25 protein-coding genes are annotated in these 22800 nt (G+C 63.5%); 13 read left to right on the forward strand and 12 right to left on the reverse strand.

The genetic code is table 11. The features are described from left to right. Nucleotide 1: 1 nt before the first annotated feature. The gene (locus tag ABXS05_RS11175; protein ID WP_367624308.1) at nt 2-748 is read left to right on the forward strand and encodes a 3-oxoacyl-ACP reductase family protein; all 747 of its coding nucleotides are present in this window, start codon (nt 2-4) and stop codon (nt 746-748) included. A gap of 182 nt (nt 749-930) precedes the next feature. Beyond that, entirely contained in the window at nt 931-1515 is a 585-nt protein-coding gene (locus ABXS05_RS11180; RefSeq protein WP_367623960.1) for a L,D-transpeptidase, read from the forward strand. Between the two features lie 147 nt (nt 1516-1662). On the opposite strand, the gene ABXS05_RS11185 is transcribed toward ABXS05_RS11180, so the two are convergent. Continuing rightward, complete coding sequence (locus ABXS05_RS11185; RefSeq protein ID WP_367623961.1) at nt 1663-2451, reverse strand: 3-hydroxybutyrate dehydrogenase; 789 nt, start codon at nt 2449-2451, stop codon at nt 1663-1665. Nucleotides 2452-2730: 279 nt separating this feature from the next. Here ABXS05_RS11185 and ABXS05_RS11190 point away from each other — a divergent pair, with 279 nt between their 5' ends. Beyond that, entirely contained in the window at nt 2731-3474 is a 744-nt protein-coding gene (locus ABXS05_RS11190) for an acetoacetate decarboxylase (RefSeq protein ID WP_311933247.1), read from the forward strand. 129 nt (nt 3475-3603) lie between these two features. Beyond that, nucleotides 3604-4767, forward strand: a complete 1164-nt coding sequence (locus ABXS05_RS11195) for a patatin-like phospholipase family protein (RefSeq protein ID WP_311933248.1) — start codon at nt 3604-3606, stop codon at nt 4765-4767. A gap of 15 nt (nt 4768-4782) precedes the next feature. Here the strand turns inward: ABXS05_RS11195 and ABXS05_RS11200 are convergent, their stop codons facing one another. Continuing rightward, nucleotides 4783-5166 carry a gamma-butyrobetaine hydroxylase family protein gene (locus tag ABXS05_RS11200; RefSeq protein WP_367623962.1) on the reverse strand — a complete coding sequence of 128 codons (384 nt, stop codon included), beginning with the start codon at nt 5164-5166 and terminating at the stop codon, nt 4783-4785. A gap of 316 nt (nt 5167-5482) precedes the next feature. Here ABXS05_RS11200 and moaA point away from each other — a divergent pair, with 316 nt between their 5' ends. The 6 genes from moaA to ABXS05_RS11230 all read left to right on the forward strand — a co-directional run bounded on the left by moaA (nt 5483) and on the right by ABXS05_RS11230 (nt 10975). Next, entirely contained in the window at nt 5483-6490 is a 1008-nt protein-coding gene (moaA, locus tag ABXS05_RS11205) for a GTP 3',8-cyclase MoaA (protein ID WP_311933891.1), read from the forward strand. A 148-nt stretch (nt 6491-6638) separates the two neighbouring features. After that, nucleotides 6639-7769: an N-methyl-L-tryptophan oxidase gene (gene solA / locus ABXS05_RS11210; RefSeq protein WP_367623963.1), complete on the forward strand. Its 1131-nt coding sequence runs from the start codon at nt 6639-6641 to the stop codon at nt 7767-7769. A 113-nt stretch (nt 7770-7882) separates the two neighbouring features. Further along, nucleotides 7883-8767, forward strand: coding sequence for a DMT family transporter (locus ABXS05_RS11215; RefSeq protein WP_311933251.1), 885 nt, complete (start codon nt 7883-7885; stop codon nt 8765-8767). After that, the gene (locus ABXS05_RS11220) at nt 8767-9696 is read left to right on the forward strand and encodes a DMT family transporter (protein WP_311933252.1); all 930 of its coding nucleotides are present in this window, start codon (nt 8767-8769) and stop codon (nt 9694-9696) included. Before ABXS05_RS11215 ends, ABXS05_RS11220 begins: the two co-directional genes overlap by 1 nt. A 14-nt stretch (nt 9697-9710) precedes the next feature. Beyond that, a complete protein-coding gene (locus tag ABXS05_RS11225; RefSeq protein ID WP_367623964.1) occupies nt 9711-10496 on the forward strand; it encodes an enoyl-CoA hydratase-related protein in 786 nt (261 codons plus the stop codon). 266 nt (nt 10497-10762) lie between these two features. Next, nucleotides 10763-10975, forward strand: coding sequence for a hypothetical protein (locus tag ABXS05_RS11230; protein WP_311933254.1), 213 nt, complete (start codon nt 10763-10765; stop codon nt 10973-10975). A 278-nt stretch (nt 10976-11253) separates the two neighbouring features. On the opposite strand, the gene cml is transcribed toward ABXS05_RS11230, so the two are convergent. The 6 genes from cml to cobS form a co-directional block, all read right to left on the reverse strand. Next, a complete protein-coding gene (cml, locus tag ABXS05_RS11235; RefSeq protein ID WP_367623965.1) occupies nt 11254-12456 on the reverse strand; it encodes a CmlA/FloR family chloramphenicol efflux MFS transporter in 1203 nt (400 codons plus the stop codon). A 240-nt stretch (nt 12457-12696) separates the two neighbouring features. After that, nucleotides 12697-13032 (reverse strand): hypothetical protein, encoded by a 336-nt coding sequence (locus ABXS05_RS11240; RefSeq protein ID WP_367623966.1) that lies wholly within the window; start codon nt 13030-13032, stop codon nt 12697-12699. Between the two features lie 28 nt (nt 13033-13060). Beyond that, complete coding sequence (locus ABXS05_RS11245) at nt 13061-13936, reverse strand: NAD(P)-dependent oxidoreductase (RefSeq protein ID WP_367623967.1); 876 nt, start codon at nt 13934-13936, stop codon at nt 13061-13063. A gap of 166 nt (nt 13937-14102) precedes the next feature. Next, complete coding sequence (locus tag ABXS05_RS11250; protein WP_367623968.1) at nt 14103-14888, reverse strand: transporter substrate-binding domain-containing protein; 786 nt, start codon at nt 14886-14888, stop codon at nt 14103-14105. Nucleotides 14889-14970: 82 nt separating this feature from the next. Further along, a complete protein-coding gene (locus ABXS05_RS11255) occupies nt 14971-15219 on the reverse strand; it encodes a DUF1289 domain-containing protein (RefSeq protein ID WP_311933260.1) in 249 nt (82 codons plus the stop codon). A gap of 35 nt (nt 15220-15254) precedes the next feature. Next, nucleotides 15255-16061 carry an adenosylcobinamide-GDP ribazoletransferase gene (gene cobS, locus ABXS05_RS11260; RefSeq protein WP_367623969.1) on the reverse strand — a complete coding sequence of 269 codons (807 nt, stop codon included), beginning with the start codon at nt 16059-16061 and terminating at the stop codon, nt 15255-15257. 186 nt (nt 16062-16247) lie between these two features. Between cobS and cobT the strand changes: the two genes are divergently transcribed. From cobT to ABXS05_RS11275, 3 genes are all read left to right on the forward strand, one after another. Next, on the forward strand, nt 16248-17273 hold the full coding sequence (gene cobT, locus ABXS05_RS11265; RefSeq protein WP_367623970.1) for a nicotinate-nucleotide--dimethylbenzimidazole phosphoribosyltransferase: 1026 nt from the start codon (nt 16248-16250) through the stop codon (nt 17271-17273). Between the two features lie 241 nt (nt 17274-17514). Then, nucleotides 17515-17814 (forward strand): porin, encoded by a 300-nt coding sequence (locus tag ABXS05_RS11270; protein WP_068286944.1) that lies wholly within the window; start codon nt 17515-17517, stop codon nt 17812-17814. A 351-nt stretch (nt 17815-18165) separates the two neighbouring features. Continuing rightward, entirely contained in the window at nt 18166-18924 is a 759-nt protein-coding gene (locus ABXS05_RS11275) for an MBL fold metallo-hydrolase (protein ID WP_367623971.1), read from the forward strand. Nucleotides 18925-19043: 119 nt separating this feature from the next. Here the strand turns inward: ABXS05_RS11275 and ABXS05_RS11280 are convergent, their stop codons facing one another. From ABXS05_RS11280 to ABXS05_RS11295, 4 genes are all read right to left on the reverse strand, one after another. Continuing rightward, entirely contained in the window at nt 19044-19646 is a 603-nt protein-coding gene (locus ABXS05_RS11280; RefSeq protein ID WP_367623972.1) for a hypothetical protein, read from the reverse strand. Between the two features lie 110 nt (nt 19647-19756). Further along, entirely contained in the window at nt 19757-20773 is a 1017-nt protein-coding gene (gene dusA, locus ABXS05_RS11285) for a tRNA dihydrouridine(20/20a) synthase DusA (protein WP_367623973.1), read from the reverse strand. A gap of 235 nt (nt 20774-21008) precedes the next feature. Next, nucleotides 21009-21593, reverse strand: a complete 585-nt coding sequence (locus tag ABXS05_RS11290) for a hypothetical protein (RefSeq protein ID WP_367623974.1) — start codon at nt 21591-21593, stop codon at nt 21009-21011. Between the two features lie 194 nt (nt 21594-21787). Continuing rightward, nucleotides 21788-22726 (reverse strand): LysR family transcriptional regulator, encoded by a 939-nt coding sequence (locus tag ABXS05_RS11295; protein ID WP_367623975.1) that lies wholly within the window; start codon nt 22724-22726, stop codon nt 21788-21790. Nucleotides 22727-22800: the final 74 nt, after the last annotated feature.

A 22800-nucleotide genomic window follows, 5' to 3' on the forward strand; every position in this document is an offset into this window, starting at 1 on the left:
CATCATGATCAAGACCCTGTCGGGCAAGGTTGCCATCGTGACCGGAGGGAGCCGCGGGATCGGCGCCGCCATTGCCCTGCGGCTGGCGGAATCGGGCGCCGATATCGCGATCACCTATGCGAGCCGGGCCGACAGCGCCGAAGCGGTCGCGCAGCAAATCCGGGCCGCGGGCCAGCGTGCCCTGGCGATCAAGGCCGACAGCGCCGATGCCGCCGCCGTTCGCAGTGCCGTGGACCAGGCCGCCGCCGCGTTCGGCCGCCTCGACATCCTCGTCAACAATGCCGGTATCTTCACCGGCGGCACGGTGGAACAGGTCACCCTCGAAGACTTCGATCACATCATCGCCGCCAATCTGCGCGGCGCCTTCGTCGCCTCCCAGGCGGCCGCCGCCCATATGGGGGAAGGCGGACGCATCGTCTCCATTGGCTCCAATCTGGTCGGCCGGGTCGGGCGCGCCGGCATCGGCCTCTACGTCATGAGCAAGGCGGCCCTGACCGGTCTCAGCCAGGCCATGGCCCGGGATCTCGGCCCGCGCGGCATCACCGTCAACATCGTCCATCCCGGCCCGACCGATACCGACATGAACCCTGCCACCACCGAACGCGCCGATCAGGCCCGGGCAGCGATGGCGATCCCCAAATATGGCGAGCCCGGGCAGATCGCCGGCCTGGTCGCCTGGCTGGCAAGTCCGGAAGCGCAATACGCCACGGGCGGCACCTATACCATCGATGGCGGCACCAATGCTTGAGATGCCTGGTGTCAATACGCACAGCGTGCTTCAGCCAAGTGTTGTTGAGAGGACACAGGCTTTGATTTTCGCGTGAAGACTAGCGATCGACAGTCGTCTACCAGTTGAAGAATCCGAAGATCGAGGCTCTGTTCATTCAAGGGGGATCGAAGAATTTCGATCAAACCATTCGGGGCTTCAACATGCGTCGTCTTTTGACCGGCCTGGTCTTGGTGTCGAGCTTGGGCATTGCCTCAAGCTCGGCCAACGCCGCCAGTATTTTCGAGAAATTGTTCGGCACCTCGCGCCAGCCAGCCAATGCCGGCGCGGTTGCCGCCGTCTCGCCGATTCCGCGCGAGGTCGTGACCTATAGCGGCCGCGAAAGGCCCGGCACCATCGTGATCAATTCGCAGGAACGCCGGCTTTATCTCGTGCTCGACGACGGCACCGCCCTGCGCTACGGCGTCGGTGTCGGCCGCCGGGGCTTCGAATGGGGTGGCGTGCACCGCATCTCGCGCAAGGCCGAGTGGCCGGGCTGGACCCCGCCGCCGCAGATGCGCAAGCGCCGGCCGGACCTGCCCGCCTATATGGAGGGCGGCATCCAGAATCCGCTCGGAGCGCGTGCGATGTATCTGGGCTCGACCCTTTACCGCATCCACGGCTCCAATGAGCCGCAGACCATCGGCCAAGCCGTCTCGTCGGGCTGCATCCGCATGACCAACGCCGACGTCACCGACCTCTATGAACGCGTGAAGGTCGGCACCAGGGTCGTGGTCGTCCGCGGCTGAGGCACGTGTCATCCCGGACGCGCTGCATCACGCAGTGATGCGGCACAGATCCGGGACCGCGCTTGGAATAGAGCGCCTTTCTTGTCCTGCGGTCCCGCGTCTGCGAAGTGTCACTGCGTGCCGCATTTCGCACGGGATGATCTCGCATCATTGCGCCGTCCAGCCCCCGTCGACCGGCAGGGTGGTGCCGGTGATCTGTCTGGCGGCATCACTGCACAGGAAAACCGCGACGGCCGCGATTTCGTCGACCGTGACGAACTCCTTGGTCGGCTGCGCCGCCAGCAGCACATCATGCTTGACCTGTTCCTCGGTCAGTCCGCGCGCTTTCATCGTATCCGGAATCTGCTTTTCCACCAGCGCCGTCCAGACATAGCCGGGCGCGATGGCGTTGGCCGTGATGCCGTGCTCGGCAACCTCGAGGGCCACCGTCTTGATCAGGCCGGTAACGCCGTGCTTGGCGGCGACATAGGCAGACTTGAACGGCGAGGCCACGAGCGCATGCGCCGAAGACGTATTGATGATGCGACCCCATCTGCGCTGCTTCATGCCGGGAAGCGCTGCCTTGATGGCATAGAAGGAAGCGATCAGGTTGATGCGGGTGATGGCTTCCCACTTGTCGTCCGGAAACTCGTCGATCGGGGCGACGTGCTGGATGCCCGCATTGTTGACCAGGATGTCCAGAGTGCCGAAAGCCTCCTCGGCCTCGTAGATCATGGCGGTGATTTCGGCCCCAACCATCATGTTCGCGCCGCTGTAGCGGCACTTCACGCCAAAATCCTTTTCGATGCCGGCCCGCTCGCGCTCGATGGCATCGGCGTCGCCGAAACCGTTGATGGTGACGTTGGCCCCTTCGGCCGCCAGGGCTCGGGCAATGGCGAGGCCGATGCCGCTGGTCGAGCCGGTGACCAGGGCATTGCGGGAGGAGAGTCGGGCCATGTTCATCTCGTCAGGCAGGAGGTGGGAAGGTGCGGCGGACAGGACCGCCGGCCCGGAAGCTGGCATGGCTAGATGTCGCCTTTATTACACCAGCCCTCGGCTCCCAGAGCGCCTTGCAACGAGACGGGATCACCCAGAATCGCAAAGACGCTCGGGGACGATGAGTGGGGGCGAACAGGCGTTCAGGCATGAACGCGCTTTGCTCCAGCGGACATGGACCTGTCATGCTGCCATGCAACATAAGCAGAGATCCTCCCCGCTTTTCATGAAGGACATCCCGTGGATCAAGCCGAAGTCGTCAAGCGCGCCTATGCAATGCCGCTGACCAATCCCTCCTTCCCGCCCGGCCCCTACCGCTTCTTCGACCGCGAATACATCATCATCACCTACCGCACGACGCGCGAGGCGTTGGAAGCTGTGGTGCCCGCCCCGCTCGAGATCGACGAGCCGCTGGTGAAATACGAATTCATCCGCATGCCCGACTCGACCGGCTTCGGCGACTATACCGAGACCGGACAGGTCATTCCTGTGCGATTCAAGGGCCAGCACGGCGCCTATGTCCATTCGATGTATCTGGATGACGATGCCCCTATCGCCGGCGGCCGCGAATTGTGGGGCTTTCCCAAGAAGCTCGCGACACCCAAGATCGTGCATGAGGGCGAAGTCATCGTCGGCACGCTGCACTATGGCAGCGTGCTCTGCGCCACCGGGACCATGGGCTACAAGCATCGCCTCGCCGACCGGCAGGCCGTGCTGGACTCGCTCGGCGCGCCCAACTTCCTCATCAAGATCATCCCGCATGTCGACGGGTCGCCGCGGATCTGCGAACTCGTGCGCTATCACCTCACCGACGTGACGCTCAAGGAAGCCTGGACGGCCCCGGCCGCGCTGGAGCTGCACGCCCATGTCATGGCCGATGTCAGCCGCCTGCCGGTGCTGGAGGTCGTCTCGGCCGTGCATTTCGTCGCCGACCTCACGCTCGGGCTCGGCGAGGTGGTGCACGACTATCTCGCCGCCCGCTGACCCCGCCTAGAGCAAAGCGCGTTCAAGCGTGAACGCTTTTTTACTCTAAGTCTTTGGTTCAACGCGTCTTTGCGATTCTTGGTGATTCCACCAAATCGCAAAACGCTATGCCTGACCGGAGTTTCCACCGTGCTCGAACGCAATAGAGACAAGGCCGCGCGCGCCACCATCGAGGAGATCTCGGCACAATATGATCGCATCGCCCTGGTGTTCCAGGGCGGCGGTGCCCTCGGTGCCTACCAGGCCGGCGTCTACGAGGCGCTGGCCAATGCCGGCTGCGAACCGAATTGGCTTTCGGGTGTGTCCATCGGCGCCATCAACGCCTCCATCATCGCCGGCAACGAGCCGCGCCACCGGCTGCAGCGGCTGGAGCAGTTCTGGCAGACGATCTCCGGCCGCAAGATCTGGGCCTATACGCCGGAAGGCGATCTGTTCCGCGACATCCGCAACCGCACCAGCTCCTGGATCACCATGTCACAGGGCCAGCCCGGCTTCTTCAAGCCACGCCTGCCCAATCCCTGGCTGGAGCTTCCGGGCGCTGAAGGGGCCACCAGCTTCTACGACACCTCGGACCTGAAGCGGACGCTGGAAGAGGTTGTCGACTTCGACATCCTCAACGATGGCCGCAAGCGCCTGAGCGTCGGCGCCGTCAATGTGCGCACCGGCAATTTCGTCTATTTCGACACGGACGAGGTCCGCATCGGCCCCGAGCACATCATGGCCTCGGGCGCCCTGCCGCCAGCCTTTCCCGCCATCCGCATCGAGGGTGAATATTATTGGGACGGCGGCATCGTCTCCAACACACCGCTGCAATATCTGCTCGATCAGGAGGAGGAGCGCAGCTCGCTGGTGTTCCAGGTCGATCTCTTCAGCGCCCGCGGCACCCTGCCCCGCAGCATGCCGGACGTACTGTCGCGCCACAAGGACATCATGTATTCGAGCCGGACGCGCCAGAACACCGACAATTTCCGGCGCATCCACGGCATCAAGACCCATCTGATCGATGCGCTGAAGCGCGTGCCCAAGGATTTGCTGACGCGGGACGAACAGGCGCTCATCGACAGCCACGCCAAGCTCGGCCTCGTCAACATCGTGCACCTGATCTACCAGCACAAGAACTACGAGGGCCACGCCAAGGACTATGAATTCTCCGGCACCTCGATGCGCGAGCATTGGGACATGGGGCTGGAGGACACCCAGCGCACGCTGCGCCATCGCCAATGGCTGCTGCCTCCCGTGGACGCCGAGGGCGGCATGGCCATTCACGACCTCCATCGCGAGGACCCAACCTGAGAGAAGCGGGGCTGCTCAGCGCTGCCCCGGCCTTTCGCGCGTCAGGCCCTTTTCCTTGAGGTCGGCAAGATAGGAGGCCCAGCGGCTCTCCTTCTCCCAGCCGAGTTCCGCCAGATAGGTCCAAGTATAGAGCCCGGTATTGTGCATGTCGTCGAAGGAAATGCGTACGGCATAATTGCCGACCGGATCGAGGCTGAGGATCGCCACGTTGATCTTGCCGCCCACCGTCTTGCGCTCGGCGGCACTGTGCCCCTGCACCTCGGCACTCGGCGACATCACGCGCAACATCTCGGCACTGAACACATGGGACTGGCCGTCGTCGAAACTCACGGTCAGGGTCTTCTTGTCCTTGGACAGGCGCAATTCGGTCGGCCAGGCCTTCACGACGTCTCCGCTCACGGCATCTTCCCTTTTCTGTTCTGATCGCCACATAAGGAGAAGGCGGATGCTGCGCAAGCCGCAAACCCAATCCGATGCTGTTTGAGCATTCGGCTCGGACTCTGCGACATAATGGCAATTTGCCTAGACTATCATTGGTGTTTGGGCCCTCGTCGGCTTAGAAGAATACCAAAGGGGACATGCCCCTAAAGCGTCTTTCGATGCGGCGGTTCATTGATCTCGCCGCAAAGACGCGTCGAAACAGCGAGCGGGGGTGGAGCGGCTTTGCTCAAGAACGCCTTGCCCCGGGAGTGTGGACGTGCTGGATGATCATGCAATGGCGGACATGCCGCCGATGATCGACCCTTTCGGGCGCGCGATCAATTATCTGCGTGTTTCCGTGACGGACCGCTGCGATTTTCGCTGCGTCTATTGCATGTCCGAGGACATGACCTTCCTGCCCAAGAAGGACCTGCTCACCCTCGAGGAACTCGACAGGCTGTGCAGCGCCTTCATCGCCAAGGGCGTGCGCAAGCTGCGCTTCACTGGCGGCGAACCGCTGGTGCGTCGCGATATCATGACGCTGTTCCGCTCGATCTCGCGCCATCTCGACAGCGGTCGGCTCGATGAGCTCACCGTGACCACCAACGGCTCGCAGCTCGCCCGCTATGCTGCTGAACTCAAGGATTGTGGCGTCAAGCGCATCAATGTCTCCCTCGATACGCTCGATCCGGCTGCCTTCAAGGCGATCACCCGCTGGGGCGATTTCGCCAAGGTCATGGATGGCATCGACAAGGCTCAGGAAGCGGGCCTTGCGGTGAAGATCAACGCCGTCGCGATCAAGGGCATGACGGAAAACGAAGCGGTCGGGCTGATCGAATGGGCCCATGGCCGCGGCATGGACCTCACCTTCATCGAAGTGATGCCGATGGGCGACGTCACCGGGCACCGGGTCGACCAGTATCTGCCGCTCTCGGTGCTGCGCGCCCAGCTCCTCGACAGCTACACGCTGGACGACATTCCCTATAATACGGGCGGCCCCGCCCGGTATGTGCGGGTGCGCGAGACCGGCGGGCGCCTCGGCTTCATCACGCCGATGACCCATAATTTCTGCGAGAGCTGCAACCGGGTGCGCGTCACCTGCACCGGCACGCTCTACATGTGCCTGGGCCAGGAAGACGCCGCCGACCTGCGGGCTCCCCTGCGCGCCTCCGAGGCCAACGATCTGCTCAACGCCGCCATCGACCGTGCCATCACCCGCAAGCCCAAGGGACATGACTTCGTCATCGACCGGCGCACCAGGCAGCCCGCGGTTAGCCGGCATATGAGCGTGACGGGGGGATGATGGAGCGCGGACATCTCAGCGACATGAAGACATGCCGCGATGTCCGCTCTTGGAAACGCTATGCCCGCAGGCGAGGAAGGGCGGACAGGATGTCCGCGCTCCCAGGGGTTGAAGACTCGGTCGGTTTGCCTTCCACTTGCCTCCCATAATGTCCAAGACCTTTGATGTGATCGTCGCCGGCATCGGCGGCATGGGATCGACCGCCTGCTATCAGCTCGCCAAGCGAGGCGTGCGTGTGCTCGGCCTCGAGAAATTCGAAATCGGCCATGCGATGGGTTCCTCGCACGGGCTGACGCGCATCCTGCGCCTTGCCTATTTCGAGGGAGAGGCCTATGTGCCGCTGGTGCAGCGGGCCCGGGAATTGTGGATCGAGACCGGCAAGCTCACCGGCGAGCCGCTTTTCTTCGAGGTCGGCGCACTCGATATCGCTCATGAAGGCAGCGGCATCGTCGAGAAGGCACTCGAAGCCAGCCAGGCCCATGGCCTGGAGCACGAATTGCTCGATCGCGATGCCATCGAGGCGCGCTACCCCTTCACGCTCGATCGCAATCATGTCGGCCTCTACCAGCCCCAGTCCGGCTTCGTGGCCTCCGAGCGTGCCATCCTCGCCCATACGGCGCTCGCCTTGCACCACGGTGCCGAGATTCACGGCTGCGAAGCCATGCTGGGCTGGGAGCCGACAGCGGGCGGCGGCGTGCGCGTGACGACAGACCGGGGCAGCTACGAAGCCGGCAGGCTCATCCTGTCGCCCGGCGCCTGGATCGGGGAGCTCGTGCCCACGCTCAAGCCCTCGACCGAGGTGGTGCTGCAGACACTCGGCTGGTTTGCCCCTGCCCGGCCCTCCCTGTTCGACCTCTCCCATTTCCCGGTTTTCACGCTCGAAGCCGACGAGGGGCATTTCTACGGCTTCCCGCTCTGGCAGCATCCGGGATTCAAGCTCGGCTCGCCGCATTATGGCGGAGAAGCCTATGATCCCGATACGCCCAGCCGTGAACCCTCGCCCCGGCACCGCGAGCAATTGCGGGCCTGCCTCGCCAAGCACATTCCGGGCGCCAATGGCGACCTGCTCGGCCTCAAGGCCTGCATGTATACGATGACGCCCGACGAGCATTTCATCATCGATACCCTGCCCGGCCACGAACAGGTCATCGTCGCCTCCCCCTGCTCGGGCCATGGCTACAAATTCGCCAGCGCCGTCGGCGAAGCTCTCGCCGAACTCGCTACCACGGGCAGCAGCCGCTTCGACCTCGGCATGTTCGGCCTCTCGCGCTTTTCTTGAGTTCTGCTCGGTTTGTCTTTGCCAAATCGTCAGGCAAAGTATAGGTAAGTATTATTCTCTTACCTTCCTGATTGCCCGCTGCCCGCCGGCGGCGATCTTTTGATTGCGCCTCCATGCCGCCCGCACAATCGCATTGGTCCGGAATCGTCGCGATGGTTCTCGCGACAGGGTTGTTCGTCGTCAGCGACAGCCTGATGAAGCTCACGGCGCAGGGTTTGCAGCCCTTCCAGGTCCTGTTCATGCGCGGTTTCTTCGGGCTGATGTCCTGCGGCCTCCTGCTGGTCGCGACCGGACAGCTTCGCCAGCTCGGCGGCGCCCTGCATTGGCGAGCCATCTTGCGCGCCCTGCTCGAGGCAACGGCCACCTTCTTCTACATGGCGGCGCTCTCCGCCATGCCGATCGCCGACGCGATCGCCATCGGCCAGACCGCACCGCTGCTGGTCATCATCGCCATGGCCGTCATCTTCCGCGAGCGCATCGGCGCCGTCCGCCTCGTCCTGGTCTGCACCGGTTTCCTCGGCGCCCTCTTGGTGGCACAGCCCGGCGGTTCGGGTCTCTCGCCCGCCGCGATCTACGCCTTCCTGACCGCCATGATGGTGGCGACGCGGGACCTGCTCACCCGCGGTACGCCGTCCACCATTCCAACCTTCGTCGTCCTGACCACCACGACCGTCGTGCTGACGCTCGCCACCGGTTGCGCCACCCTGATCCATGAGAGCTGGATGCCGCCTTCGTTCGATCAATGGCTGACCATGGCCGCATCCGGCTTCATCGTCACGCTCGGCCAGATGGCGATCTTCCTGAGCTACCGCCGAGCGCCGGCCGGGATCGTGGCGCCCTATTATTACAGCTTCACCGTCTGGGCGGTGATCGGCGGCTTCCTGGTCTGGGGCGAAGTGCCGAACGGGCTCGCCATCACCGGCATGGCGATGATCGTGGCCAGCGGGCTTGCTTTGCTCTTCGTCAGATCGAGGCGCAGGCAGGAAGCCATCGCCTGATGACCACGGTTGCATTTACCCAGGCCGATCTCGGTCGCCAACGGGCCAATCAGCGCGGCATCGTCCTGATGATCGCTGCGATGGCCTGCTTCGTGGTGAACGATTCCGTCGCCAAGCTCGCCACGGCGCGCATGCCCGTCAGCGAGGTGATCGCCATTCGCGGCGTCTTTGCGACGGCCTTCGTGCTCACGCTCATCCTGGCCAGCGGCCTTCAGCGCCATTTCCGCCTGATCTGGCAATGGCGGGTCGCCGCGCGCGGCGGCATGGAGAGCGTGGTCGCCTTCGCCTCCATTCTCGGCCTCAGCCATGTGCCGCTCGGCATCGCCACCGCCATCGGCCAGATCGCGCCAATCCTGCTGCTGGCCTTGTCGGCGCTGCTGCTCAAGGAGAAGGTCGACGCCAGGCGGTGGGTGGCCGTGTTCGTCTGTTTCGCCGGCGTGATCCTGGTGGCCCGCCCGAGCACGCAAGGCCTGAATCTCTATGTCCTGGCCACCTTGGCCTGCGCCGTGCTGGCGGCGCTGCGCGATCTCGTCACCCACCGCATCGGCGCCAGCGTGCCGACCCTGCTGGTGACGCTCGGCACGACGACCATCGTCTCCCTGGCCGGCTTTGCCGGTTCGGCGCTATCCGAATGGCAGCCGCTCCATCTTGCCGACCTCTCGCTCCTGATGCTGGGAGGCCTGAGCCTGGTCGGCGGGCATGCCCTGGTCATCGCCGCCTATCGCGGCACCGATGTCTCGGTCGTCAGCCCGTTCCGCTATTCGGCCATCGCGCTTTCGGTCCTGGCTGGGCTTGCGGTCTTCGGCGATTTACCCGATGTGTGGGCGGGCGCCGGCATGATATTGATCATCCTGAGCGGCCTTTATGCTGCCGGCCGCGAAATGCGGCGCCGGCGCGCCATCGAGGCGGCGCTGGAAAAAGGTGTTTGAACAGGGAGTACGGCATGAGCGAGCTGGTGGTGGAGAATGCGGGCTCGGTACGCACCCTGACGCTGAACCGGCCGGCAAAGCTCAATGCCTTCACGGCGAGCCTCCACGCCGAACTCCGCACGGCCCTTTCAGCGGCAATCACCGATGACGACGTCAAGGTGATCGTGCTCACCGGCGAAGGGCGCGCCTTTTCCTCGGGCCAGGACCTCACCGAGGACCTGCCGCGCGACAGCCGCGGCGGCATCGATCTCGGCCCTGCCCTGGAACGGGACTACAATCCTCTGATCAAGCAGATCGTCACCTCTCCCAAGCCGACCATCGCAGCCCTCAACGGGCCGGCTGTCGGCGCGTCCATGAACATCGCCCTGGCCTGCGACATCGTGCTGGCGTCGCGATCGGCGACCCTGCAGGAAGCCTTCGCCAAGATCGCCCTCATCCCCGATGCCGGCGGCACCTGGCTGCTGCCGCGCCTGATCGGTCCCAAGCGGGCTCTCGCCCTCATGCTGACGGCCGAACCGGTGCCGGCGGAGGAGGCCCTGCGCATGGGCCTCGTCTACAAGCTCTATGAGGATGTCAGCTTCCGCGACGACGTCGCGGCCTTTGCTGCCAAGCTCGCCCTGGGCCCGGCCCTGGCTTTCCGCATGATCCGCGAGGCGGTGCTGGCCAGCGCCGACAACGATCTCGATGCCCAACTGGCCCTGGAAGCCGCGTTGCAACGCAAGGCCGGCGCCTCGCATGATTTTGCCGAAGGCGTCGCGGCCTTCCTGGCCAAGCGGGCGCCGCTGTTCCAGGGTCGCTGACGAGGCGTTCTGCGTTTCGGTGGAGCACGAAGGCGTGTCGAAACAAGGAATTTGAGCAAAGAAGTTCACGCATGAACGCACTTTGCTCTACAGCGTCGGACTCGATTTCGGAATCGAGTTCGACGCTGTAGGTTATTGTTGTCGCCTCGCCTTTGCCGAAAACCGGCGTCCACTTTTCGGCGCGATGCTCTAGAATTGCACTTTCTTAACGTGAAATCGTCAGCATTCCGGCCGAGAATGCAACCAGGCTAAGTTGAGGATCTGATTTGTTTCGTTCACGCTGGATCTGGCTGGTGCTGGCCGCCATACTCGGCATCGCCGCCATCTATGTCAGTAGCAATCCCGAAATGGCGAGCCGCTATGCCCAGGCGCAGCGCGACGCAGCCCTGAGCGCCGATACCAAACAGACGGTGATGCTGCTGATTGCCCTGGCGGTCGGCGGCTATCTCGCCTGGTTCTTCCTCATCCGCAAGGAGTGAGCGCCCGGCGCCCGGGAAGCGCTCGACATACGCCAGAAAAACGAAACCCCGCCATTGCTAGCGGGGTTGCCTTGCGACAAAGACCAGGATCAAACCCGAAGGCGAAACACCGGCCCTTTCATTTCAATCGGCCCGCCCCCCAGTACATCCGTGGTAGGGCTGCCTTTCGATCGAGCACCCGACGCGTCCGCCGGATCACCCTTGAAAGGCTATATAGGGAGCCTTTGTGACGGGAACAAGACGGGCCGGAGCAAAATGCTCCAGCCCGCAGAGGGATTTCAGGCATCTGCCTCCACGAGCCCTCCACGTTTTGCTCCGGCAAGAAGGAGAACCAGGCTCGCCATGCCGGCGGCATAGGCGACCAGCGGCCAGGCGGTATCCCCCGGCAGAACCAGGACGACCAGGGTTCCGCCAATGCCGACCATCAGGCTCTGCACGCAGAAATACAGCGCAACCGCGGCGCCGGCGATGTCATCGAAGCCTTCGAGCGCGCCATTGGCGGCGATACCGCCGACGAGGACAATGCCGACGGCGATCACCCACATCGGCGCGAGGAAGCTCCACCAGGACGGCGCCCCCATGATCTCGCCCGCCGCGAGCAGGCCGGCGCCGGCCAGGATCGTCACCATCGCTCGTCTCAGACAACCCAGGCGCCCCCAGCGCTCGACACGGCCGGGCACGAAGCGCGTTGCGACCATCATCGCCAGGGCGGCCGTGGCGAAGGCAAGGCTGAAGGCCAGGGGCGAATAGCCGGCCCTGTCGATCAGCACCCGTGGCGCGGTGGAGAAGAAGACGAAGAAGCTCCCCATCGCCGTGCCGAAGCCTGCCGTATAGGTCCAGAACGCATAACTGCCGAGAACCGTGATGGCAGGGCGCCGGGCGAGTTCCTGTGGCGTTTGCCGGGTCTCGGGCCAGCGCCATGCTGCATGGACGAGGGCGCCCGTCATCAGCAGCCCAAGCGTGACGAAGATCGCCCGCCAGCCAAAATGATCGGCGATGAGTGCCCCCGCGACCGGTCCCAGGGCCGGCACGAATGCCAGCATGGCGCTGAACAGGCTGTAGATGATGGCGCCCTCGGGACGTTCGGCATAGACATCCCGCACCGTGGCGAAGGTCGCCACCAGGCAGGCGGAAGCGCCGGCTGCCTGCAGGAAGCGCAGGGCCAGGAAGATGACGGCGTTCGAACTGGCTGCAAGTCCCAGAGAAGCGAAGAGGAACACGACTGCACCGCCGATCAGGATCGGCCGGCGGCCGACACGGTCGGACAAGGGCCCGAAGATGATCTGTCCCACCCCGAGCATCACCATATAGAGGCTGAGGGTCAGCTGGACCACCGACGCGCTGGTACCCAGCGCTGCCGGCATGATGGGCACGATGGGCAGATAGATATCCATGGCCAGGGAAGCGAGGATATCGAAGGGGGCCATCAGCAGCAGGGCCGACGGCAGGCAATGACCCCAGACGGGGTTTTTGGCAGGCATGACAAAACATCCGCTCAAATGAAAACATTCGGCGGCGGTCTGCCTCTTCAGTGCAAAACCGGACGGGATCGGACAGAACGCCGCAACAACATCGACATGTCGTTGCGGCCTAGCGGTCCGACGATTTGAGGCCCTTCATGTCCGGCTCCTGTCAAACGGATGAAACGAGGCCTTTAGCAAAATGCCGACGGACGAACAATCCTCGGCAGTCAGGATCCCTGTCAGGCCCCGCCCCCTCACTCAGGATTGCATGCCTTCCAAATCGGAGACGAGGCGCAGATAACCGCCGCGATAGTCCCCGAAATCGGTCAGCTGCGCATCCACCGACTGGCTCGCAGTCTGGCATCGCCCCACCCAGCTGCGTACGCCGGCGACATCCTCGGTCGTCGTCTCCAGCTCGGCGCCGATATGGCGCTGGAGGAAAGCGGTAAGGGCCGCGACGGCCTCGTCAAACCCCGATGCCGTTGCCAGCATCAGGCTTTCATACAGCTTGCGCTCTTCCTCGTCGGTCTCGGCATTGTAGTCCGGCTCGCCATCGAAACCCGGCGGCGAGCCCATATCCTCGAGGGTCTTCATAGGTGCGGCTTTCCCATCATCGCCTGATTCAGCTGCGCGGCTTTTCGAGCCGGGCGACGAGGCTGCAAGTATCCCAGCGCCGGCCGCCCATGGCCTGGACCTCGGCATAGAACTGGTCGACCAGGGCCGTCACCGGCAATTGGGCACCGTTCGCCCGGGCCGTATCGAGGCAGATGCCCAGATCCTTGCGCATCCAGTCGACGGCGAAACCGAAATCGAACTTGCCTTCCTGCATCGGCTTCCAACGGTTCTCCATCTGCCAGGATTGCGCGGCCCCCTTCGAGATTACGCCGATCACCTTCTCGAGGTCGAGCCCAGCCTTGTTGGCGAAATGGACGCCCTCGGACAGGCCCTGCACCAGCCCGGCGATGCAGATCTGATTGACCATCTTGGTCAGCTGCCCGGCACCCGAAGGTCCCATGAGCTGGCAAGCTTTGGCATAGTGGGCAATCACCGGTTCGGCCCGGGCGTAGACATCGGCATCGCCGCCGCACATCACCCCGAGCGCACCGTTCTCGGCGCCGGCCTGCCCGCCGGAAACCGGGGCGTCGATGAAGCCGAGGCCGAGCTTGCCGGCCGCTTCATACAGTTCGCGCGCGACCTCGGCGGAAGCGGTGGTGTGGTCGACGAAGATGGCGCCCTTCTTCATGCCGGAAAAGGCGCCTTGCGGCCCAGTCGTCACCGAGCGCAAATCATCGTCATTGCCCACGCAGGCAAAGATGATGTCGGCATCCTTGGCTGCCTCGGCCGGGGTCGGCGCAGCGGCGTTGCCGTATTTCTCTACCCAGGCCTGCGCCTTGGCGGGCGTACGATTGTAGACGGTAACCTGATGGCCACCCTTTACGGTCAGATGGCCCGCCATCGGAAAGCCCATCACGCCGAGACCGAGAAACGCCACTTTCATCGCAAGAACTCCTTTATCCCAGCGCTTCTAGAGCAAAGCGCGTTCAAGCGTGAACGCTTATTTGCTCCGGCTCCGTGTTCCCAAGCCAATTCAAAGGATCGGCTAAGGCGTCTTTGCGACTCTGGGGCTTCCACCAAATCGCAAAACGCTTGAGCAGCTGCAGGGCTCAATAGATCGAGAAGGGGAAATATTTGTCGTTGATCGTCTTGTAGGTACCATCAGCAACGATATCGACAATCGCCTTGTTGAGCTTTTCAGCAAGATCCACATCGCTCTTGCGCAGGGCGATCCCCTCGCCCTCCCCGAAGAACCTGGCATATTTCGCCAGGTCGACATCGGCCTTCAGTTCACAGCAGGTGCTTTCGGGCTTGCCCAGCCAGTCGGCCAGCATCAGCTTGTCGGCAAGCACGGCATCGAGGCGCCCGGTCACAAGATCGGCATTGGCCTCGCTTTGGCTGCCATAAAGCTTGATCTGGGCCCCTCCTGCCTGGATCTCCGCCTGCAGGAAGGAAGCCTGCACCGTATTGGCCACGACGCCGACCACCCTGTCCTTCAGTCCCGCCGCATCCCAGGTGGCGATCTTGCTGTCCTTGCGCGCCACGAAGCTCGTCGGCCGGTCGTAATAGCGGTTGGTGAAGGCGACCTGGCGTCGCCGCTCAGGGGTGATCGACATGGAGGAGACGATGGCGTCGACCTTGCCGGCGTTCAAGGACGGAATCAGGGCATCCCAATCGAGGACTTCGAAACTGCAGGTCGCATCCATTTTCCGGCAGAGCGCCCTGGCGATATCGACATCGAAGCCGATGGGCTGATCCTTGGCATCGAGCTGGTTGAAGGGCGGATAGCCGCCCTCGGTGGCGATGCGGATCGATTTCCACTCCCTTGCCGAGGCCGAGCCGCCGGTGAAGGCGGCGAAAGCTGCAGCCAAGATGAGAGCGCCGATCCGAATCATGCCATCTCCTCGATGCTTCCCCGAAGTGCCCGGCGATTTGGTGCAACCGCCCACTGGGAGTTCAGCCATTCAAATGTGGCATTCATACGCGATTGCGCCGCCCGGTCCGCCGCCGCGCCGCCATCATGGCGTCGAAAGCATCGCGGGCGGCTTGCAAGGCCGGCGTTTGCGCAAAGCGATCCGGCAATCTCGCCATCAGCACCAAGCGATCCTCCTCGCTCATCTCCACCCAGCGGCCGATTTCCAGGCTGGTGCGTCCGCAACCGATGCAGAAGCCGCTCGCCGCATCGATGCGGCAAATGGCGACGCAAGGTGTGGAGGTGATCTGCATGGCGTTCACAATCCGGCTAGCGAGGTATCAATAATTTAGACATGCCAGCCCAGAGGCGCCAGAGCGCCTGCCAGGATTGCCATTTCGGCAAGCATCACGGCAGCACCGCAGACATCGCCGGTCTGCCCGCCAATCTGCCGTTCAGCCAGCCGCGTGACAGCGTAGGCCGCCGCAAGCCCCGCCAGGGGTGCGAGAACCGACATGAAATGGCCGGTTCCGGCCCAGGCCAGCAAGGCAGTTACGACCATGGCAGGGATGGCGCCGGAACGCCAGGCATGGCCGGTCAACCGGCCTGCCGAGGCACCGGCACCATCCAGACGGGCTGGTCCCAGCAGAACCAGCGGCAGCAGCCCCAGGATGCGGGAAGTGGCGACGGCAGCGGCCAGAACCAGGCCAGTACGCCAGACATCGCCGATCGCCGTCAGCAACGCGGCGAGCAGCGACACCCGGGCGGCGAGAGCCAGCATCAGCGCGGTCGCTCCATACGCACCGATGCGCGAATCACGCATGATCTCCAGCTTGCGCTCGAGCGTGCCGCCACCGCCGAAACCATCGGCGACATCGGCAAGCCCGTCCTCATGCATGGCACCGGTCATCACCGCCACGGCGGCTATCGCGAAAATCGCGGCAACCGTCGCTGGCAGACCGACAAGATGGGTGAGGACCAGCACGACGGCCGCCGCGAGACCAAGCACGGTGCCCGCCAGCGGTGTCACCGGCGCCAGCCTTTCCATGTCGGGCCGGCCATGCGGATCGACCTCGAAGGACAGGACGGGCACCGGCAGGCGCGACCAGAAGCGCAAAGCCTGCGGAACGCTGGCGAGAAAGGATGAATGCATCATGGCGACAACCTGCATGCCATGCTGGCCCCCATCAAATCAACGGTGCGACGGGCTCGCTCGCCCCTGCTCCTGCCTGCTCCCCCGTGTCGAGACCGGGGCATCAACCGTCGTCACGCGACCTTTCCGCCGCGCGGTCATCGGTCTATAAGCGCCGCAAATCATCTCTCCCACATTGGAAACATCCCAATGGCTTTTGCCGGCACCGCCCTGCCCTTCGACGACATCCGCGAGCTCGCCCGCAGCATGCCCGCCCTCGACGCCAACGCCGTGGCGGGGGTGAAGCAGCGCGACGGTCAATTGACCAAGCCGCCGGGCAGCCTCGGCCGGCTGGAGACCATCGTCGAATGGCTCGCCGCTGTCCAGGCCACGGCGTCTCCCACCGTCTCGCGCCCGCTGGTGGCGATCTTTGCCGGCAATCACGGCGTGGTCGCCCGCGGTGTTTCGCCCTATCCGCAGGAAGTCACGCGCCAGATGCTGGAGAATTTCGCCGCCGGGGGCGCCGCGATCAACCAGATCTGCTCGACCTTCGACATCGGCCTCAAGGTTTTCGACCTCGCCCTCGACATCCCCACCGGCGACATCACCTGCGAGGCGGCGCTCGACGAAAAGGCCTGTGCGGCCACCATGGCCTTCGGCATGGAGGCGGTCTCCGGCGGCATCGACCTGCTGGCCCTGGGGGAGATGGGCATCGGCAACACCACCATCGCCGCCGCCATCTATCATGCCCTCTATGGTGGGGAGGCTGCCCATTGGGTCGGTCGCGGCACGGGTGTCGACGATGCCGGCCTGGCTCGCAAGATCGCAGCCGTCTCGGCCGCGGTCGAATTCCACCGCAGCCATCTCAAGGATTCGCTTGAAGTGCTTCGGCGCCTGGGCGGCCGCGAAATCGCGGCGATGGCCGGCGCCATCCTGGCGGCCCGCAGCCAGCGCGTGCCCGTGGTGCTGGACGGTTATGTCGTCTGCGCCGCCGCGGCCATTCTCCACGCCATGGATCCTACCTTGCTGGACCATTGCGTCGCCGGACATGTCTCTGCCGAGGGGGCTCATGGCGATGTACTGGTTCGCCTCGGCAAGAAGCCGCTGCTTGATCTCAACATGCGACTCGGCGAAGCATCCGGCGCGGCCCTGGCGATATCCCTCATCAAGGCGGCTCTTGCCTGCCATACCGGCATGGCGACGTTCGCGCAGGCGGGCGTCACCGACAAGGCTTGAGCTGCGCTCGTTGGTACAAACGGGGCGTCGCGACGACTGGATGTAACAAACCGTTATATCTCGTGTTCGAACCGCGAAAGCTTTGCCGCGAAGTGGTCACGATCGGGCGCTAGGCCTGACTCGCTGCCAGAGTCGGGTATGTTTCGGCAAAAATGCCTGCTTTGCTCTAACTTTTGTTTCGACGCGTCTTTACGATTTCCGGATGATCCACCCGATCGCAGGGCGCTTTAGGAGCCTATTCATGTTCAGGACGATCAGTGCTGCCATCGCCGTGCTTGCCTTTACGGCGCCTGGCTTTGCCGGCGAGAAAACGGATCCCCGCTGCAGCCAATATGGCGAAGGGTTCGCTTATTCGGCCGATACCGGCATGTGCATCAGGGTCGGCGGCGAATTCAGGGCCGATTACGGGTTCAGGAAGCAGAGCGGCCTCGGCCAGCAGAGCGGCTTTGGCTCCACTGTCAAGGGCCATGTCGATGCGCGCGGCAACAGCGATCTCGGCCCGTTTCGCATCGTGGTCGAACCGACCGCCCGCAAGTTCTGAACCAGGCAGCTTTCCCGATCGAATCGCGAAGCTCGATCGGGCGGAAGCCGCAGGATCTCAGGTGCTTGCGATGCTTCACCCCCGTTCGCTTTGTGCGTTTTCGCACAGACAGTTTTGGCATTTCGTGAGCCGGCGGCTCCTGGCTCATTCTCGCCGGTTTTGCCTGCTTTCTTTGAGTTGAAGTTCCGGGACTTTTCGGTTCATACCGGTGGGTGACTTGACGCACATCATCCGGTTGAAGCCTCGCCGATCCTGCGAGGCTTGTTATCGAAATAGAACAGACTTCGGCATGAGGCAGATCCTTTTCCGCTCCCTCCAATTCGCGGCGCCCCGGCGGCAGGAGGCCCTGCCATGCGCGTGACGGTGGTCGGCTGTGGCGATGCCTTCGGATCGGGAGGACGGTTCAACACCGCCAGTTTGGTCGAGATCGAGGATCCGCAGGAGGGCCGTACCGTCTGCCTGCTGGATTGCGGTGCGACGACGATGACGGCGCTCGGCGCCATGGGCATCGATCCCGACCAGATCGACCTGATCATGCTGACTCACCTGCATGGCGATCATTTCGGCGGCATCCCCTTCCTGCTGCTCGATGCCCAATGGGTGCGCAAGCGCACTCGTTCGCTGCGCATCATCGGCCCTCCCGGCACGATCGAGCGCCTCTCCACCACCATCGAGGCACTGTTCGCCGGCGCCACCATGGAGACGCCCTGGAGCTTTGCCTGGAGCGTAGAGGAAATGGCACCGGGGACGCAGCGCGAAGCCCAGGGCTTCACCATCCGTACCGTCGAGGTGGTCCATCCCTGCGGCGCGCCGGCCACGGCGGTGCGGCTGGAAGGCGGCGGCAAGGTCTTCGTGCATTCCGGCGACACCGAATGGACCGAGGTCCTGCCCGAGATCGCCGACGGCGCCGACCTGCTCTTCCTCGAATGCTTCGCCATCGAGGAGACGCCGCCCCATCTCGACTATAATCGCCTGCTCGCCCGCCGCGGCGACTTCAACGCCAAACGCGTGGTGCTCACCCATATGGGCCCGACCATGCTGGCCTATCGCGACAAGGTCGACCGCAGCCTGTTCGACCTTGCCGAGGACGGCATGGTGATCGAGGTCTAGCGGCTCCTCCCGGAGCGCGGACATCTTGTCCGCTCTTGTGGAGACATTGTCGGTTGGCAAGAAGAGCGGACATCGCGACATGTCTTCATGTCGCTGAGATGTCCGCGCTCCTACTGTCGTCACATCGGCGGCGGCGCACCGTTCTGGCCCGTGGCCACGCTGTTGGTTCGCCAGTCCTTGCCGTCGGGCTGGGCCACGACGAACACCGCGATCCCCGGCTTGATGATCGTCCGCTCGGCCGCATTGAACTGCACGATGGGGACCTCAGGCGGGATCACGATCTTGCGGCTGCCGCCGGGAAAGGTGAGCGTGACCTCCCGTCCCGCCGCGGTCGAGACGACCTCGCCCCCCACCGTGCCATTGGTCATGCGCGCGCCTGGCTTGGAATCCCAGTCCCGCTCGCCCTCGCCGCTCTTGACGCCTGGCGGGAAGACATGGACCTCCAGCGATTTGCCCGAGCCGTCCGCCTGGGGGATCTGCGCCGTGCCGATGAAGCTGCCGGCATGGATGGCTTCGACGCTGATGGGCGCGACCAGTCGGGCCTTCCAGTCAGGTGTGAGATGGATCGCAACGCTCTGGCCGTCCGAGGTCTTGAGGCTGAGCCCCTTGCCGTCCAGCGCCTCGATCGTGCCGCGGAAGATCTTGCGCGGCGCCTCCTGCGCCTGGGCCGGGAGGATGAAGGCGAGCGCCAGCAGGCCGGCAAGCCGATAGGGTTTCGTCATGATGCAAACTCCGCGCCCCCGCGACGCAACAGCGTCCCCGATGACGCAGCATAGCGCTCGGGCGGGACGAGGCGATTCACTTTGGCGGGAGCGGTACGCGATCGGCCGGATCAGGCCGCCTTGGCCTCGATGGCACGGCGGACATGGGCAGCCGCCTCGAACAGCACCTCGAGCCCGGCGCCGGGCTTGACCGCCTCGGTGGCGAGATGGCGCCGGTAGAGCCGCGCGCCCGGCCGGCCCGGGAAGAGGCCGATCATGTGGCGGGTGATCGAGCTCAACCGCACGCCCTCAGCCAGCTGCGCCTCGATATAGGGCGCCATCGCCTCGATCGCCTCGAACCCGTCGGCGACCGGCGCAGCCACGCCGAACAAGGTCGGGTCGACGGCGAGCAGGATCTCGGGGTTCTGATAGGCCTCGCGCCCGACCATCACGCCATCGAGACGGGCCCGATGCGCACTCCATTCCTCGACGGCCTTGATGCCGCCATTGATGGAGATGTTGAGATCGCGATTGGCTTCCTTCAGCCGGTAGACGCGGCCATAGTCGAGCGGCGGCACGTCGCGGTTTTCCTTGGGGCTCAGCCCCTTCAGCCAGGCCTTGCGCGCATGCACGATCAAAGCGTCGACGTCGGCAGCCCGGACGGCCACGGTGATGCGATCGAGAGCGACCTCGGGATCCTGCTCGTCGATGCCGATGCGGCATTTGACGGTGACGGGCAGGTCGACCGCGGCCTTCATGGCGGCGACGCACTCGCCCACCAGTTCCGGCTCCGCCATCAGGCAGGCCCCGAACCGTCCCTCCTGTACGCGGTCGGACGGACAGCCGACATTGAGATTGATCTCGTCATAGCCGAAATCGGCGCAGATGCGGGCCGAGATGGCCAGGTCCTTCGGGTTGGAGCCGCCAAGCTGCACGGCAATGGGATGTTCCTCGCCGGAGAACCCGAGCAGACGCTGCCGGTCGCCATGGATCACGGCACCAGTGGTCACCATCTCGGTATAAAGCAAGGCCTCCGCCGAGAGAATGCGATGGAAGAACCGGCAATGACGATCCGTCCAGTCCATCATCGGGGCGATGGAAAAGTCTCTGTCCAACATGCTGCTTTCGTTGCTCTTTTGCGCTCGCAACGCCCATCAGGAGGGCATCGGGCCGCAGAGCGCCTGAGGCTCTTACAGCATTTTCCTGTCTTTTCAAAGAGTTGATCGGCCCGTCGTCAGCCGACGCGCTCGACATAATAGCGGGGAACACTCTCTTTTCCCGATAGCAGTAGAAACTAGGGCAAAAAACCGACGAAGATCCGCACGTATTTGAAAAACGACTAAATGTCACATCCCAAACATATATGGAATCGATTCAAAAGTATTATGTTTTATTATCCTCGGCTTCACGCATTTTTGACAAATAAATTCCTGAAATATCGAACATCTTCCTAAGGACATCATTCTTATTTTCTTCATTTGCAAACGTATGGACAGTTTTTGCAGCAACGAACGCAATATGCCCGACAAACTCCTGCATTCCACCCCCGTGGATAATTACATGCTCTCGCAACCGAGCTATGAAGTCGTTACACATATCGATCTGCTCATGCAGTGGGTTCCGTGGTCGGGCAGCATGTTCGGCAAAGCACTTTTCCAAAAGCTGCGAAACCGGCTCTTTACCTGCAGGTAGCAATTTGAAGCTCTTAACCGGCAGTCGTGGTAGTCCCTCATCAGGTATTTCGAAAGCCTCCGGAGCCGCCCAGCCAAGCGCCGTCATCGCCGACCATAAACGACCATTCGGAGAATCTTCCAGCGTCAGTATTGCGTTTCCGACATCGCGGCTGACGCCCTCAAGAGTGGAGAGATCGCCCGGGCCGAGTGCCATGATCTGGTCGAAAATGCCCGCAATCTGTTCTTCAGTCGCAGGACCATCAGAGGCAGCAGATTTTTTTCGCTTAAAAAACACCAGCCCAGCTCCAAATTGTCAGCCATATACCCGGGTAGGCTGCTTGTGATCGAGTTGCCATCCCCGCTTCGACGCCTCCATTCGATGCGGCAAACTGCCTGCGCACTATCGAGATCGAGGCAATCTAGCCTCGTGACTAGAGGCAGATGTTCGAATTCTCTTATATACCCCATCACGAGGATATCGGCCCATCGTCACCCAACGCGCTCGACATAATAGCGGGGTACCCGCCCCTTTTCCCGGTCGCGATAGAAATCGGCGCAGAAGTCGGCGAAGGCCCGGAAGCGGCGCGAGACGTGCCGGCGCCGGGAATAGATCAGGTTGATCGCCGTCTCCGGCGAACGCCAGTGCGGCAGGACAGGCGCGAGCAGGCCGTGCTCGCATTCGGTTTCGACGAAGAAGCCGGGCAGATAGGCAATGCCCTCGCCGGCCACCGCGAAATATTTGAGGGTCCAGTAGTCGTTGGTCATGCAGCTCACCGGCGGCAGGATGTCGGTCTCCGCGCCTTGCGCGTCGGCAAGGTACCAGGATTGCGGGCGGGTGGGCTGGCGGAAGATCAGGCCGCGATGGCGGGCGAGATCCTCGGTCGTTGCAGGCAGGCCGTGGCGCTCGAGATAATCGGGGCTGGCATAGAGCCCGTAGGAGGCCGTCGCCAGGCGGCGGCTGACATAGTCGATCTCGGACGGCTCACCCCAATGAAAGATGCCGTCGAGGGCGAGTTCGGTAACATCCGAGAAGGGCTGGCGCGAGGTGAGGAACATCACGTCGAGCACCACCTGCGGATAGTTCTGGCGGAAGGCGAACAGCAGTTCGGAGGTGATGGTGGTGCCGAACTCGCCGGTGGAGCCGACCCGCAGCGTGCCGGCCACCTCGTGGCGCATCTCGGCCATGGCCGTCGCCGCATCCTCGCAGCTCGCCTGGATGCGGCGGGCATGGCGCAGCAATTCGGAGCCGGCATCGGTGACATGCAGGTGATGGCCCTCGCGCACGAAGAGCTCGACGCCGAACTCGTCCTCGAGCTGGCGGATGCGATGGCTGAGCGTCGATTTGGGTAGGCGATGCAGCCGGGCGGCGGCGGAGATCGAGCGGGCATCCGCGACTTTCACGAAGCAATCGATGATGGAAAGATCCATGCCAGCCTCAATTTCGTTCAAAGAATTGGACGATCAGTTCATCGGATAGCCTAATTCGGCCAGTTGTGTAAACG

Source organism: Labrys neptuniae (assembly GCF_040797145.1).
GTDB lineage: Bacteria > Pseudomonadota > Alphaproteobacteria > Rhizobiales > Labraceae > Labrys > Labrys neptuniae.

Coding starts and splice junctions, on each gene's coding strand:
- ABXS05_RS11280 (WP_367623972.1), bottom strand. CDS start 19,646: ATGACGAAACCCTATCGGCTTGCCGGCCTGCTGGCGCTCGCCTTCATC.
- ABXS05_RS11220 (WP_311933252.1), top strand. CDS start 8,767: ATGACCACGGTTGCATTTACCCAGGCCGATCTCGGTCGCCAACGGGCC.
- ABXS05_RS11295 (WP_367623975.1), bottom strand. CDS start 22,726: ATGGATCTTTCCATCATCGATTGCTTCGTGAAAGTCGCGGATGCCCGC.
- ABXS05_RS11250 (WP_367623968.1), bottom strand. CDS start 14,888: ATGATTCGGATCGGCGCTCTCATCTTGGCTGCAGCTTTCGCCGCCTTC.
- cobS (WP_367623969.1), bottom strand. CDS start 16,061: ATGATGCATTCATCCTTTCTCGCCAGCGTTCCGCAGGCTTTGCGCTTC.
- moaA (WP_311933891.1), top strand. CDS start 5,483: ATGGCGGACATGCCGCCGATGATCGACCCTTTCGGGCGCGCGATCAAT.
- ABXS05_RS11245 (WP_367623967.1), bottom strand. CDS start 13,936: ATGAAAGTGGCGTTTCTCGGTCTCGGCGTGATGGGCTTTCCGATGGCG.
- ABXS05_RS11270 (WP_068286944.1), top strand. CDS start 17,515: ATGTTCAGGACGATCAGTGCTGCCATCGCCGTGCTTGCCTTTACGGCG.
- ABXS05_RS11255 (WP_311933260.1), bottom strand. CDS start 15,219: ATGCAGATCACCTCCACACCTTGCGTCGCCATTTGCCGCATCGATGCG.
- solA (WP_367623963.1), top strand. CDS start 6,639: ATGTCCAAGACCTTTGATGTGATCGTCGCCGGCATCGGCGGCATGGGA.
- ABXS05_RS11215 (WP_311933251.1), top strand. CDS start 7,883: ATGCCGCCCGCACAATCGCATTGGTCCGGAATCGTCGCGATGGTTCTC.
- cobT (WP_367623970.1), top strand. CDS start 16,248: ATGGCTTTTGCCGGCACCGCCCTGCCCTTCGACGACATCCGCGAGCTC.
- cml (WP_367623965.1), bottom strand. CDS start 12,456: ATGCCTGCCAAAAACCCCGTCTGGGGTCATTGCCTGCCGTCGGCCCTG.
- ABXS05_RS11275 (WP_367623971.1), top strand. CDS start 18,166: ATGCGCGTGACGGTGGTCGGCTGTGGCGATGCCTTCGGATCGGGAGGA.
- ABXS05_RS11240 (WP_367623966.1), bottom strand. CDS start 13,032: ATGAAGACCCTCGAGGATATGGGCTCGCCGCCGGGTTTCGATGGCGAG.
- ABXS05_RS11225 (WP_367623964.1), top strand. CDS start 9,711: ATGAGCGAGCTGGTGGTGGAGAATGCGGGCTCGGTACGCACCCTGACG.
- ABXS05_RS11185 (WP_367623961.1), bottom strand. CDS start 2,451: ATGGCCCGACTCTCCTCCCGCAATGCCCTGGTCACCGGCTCGACCAGC.
- ABXS05_RS11180 (WP_367623960.1), top strand. CDS start 931: ATGCGTCGTCTTTTGACCGGCCTGGTCTTGGTGTCGAGCTTGGGCATT.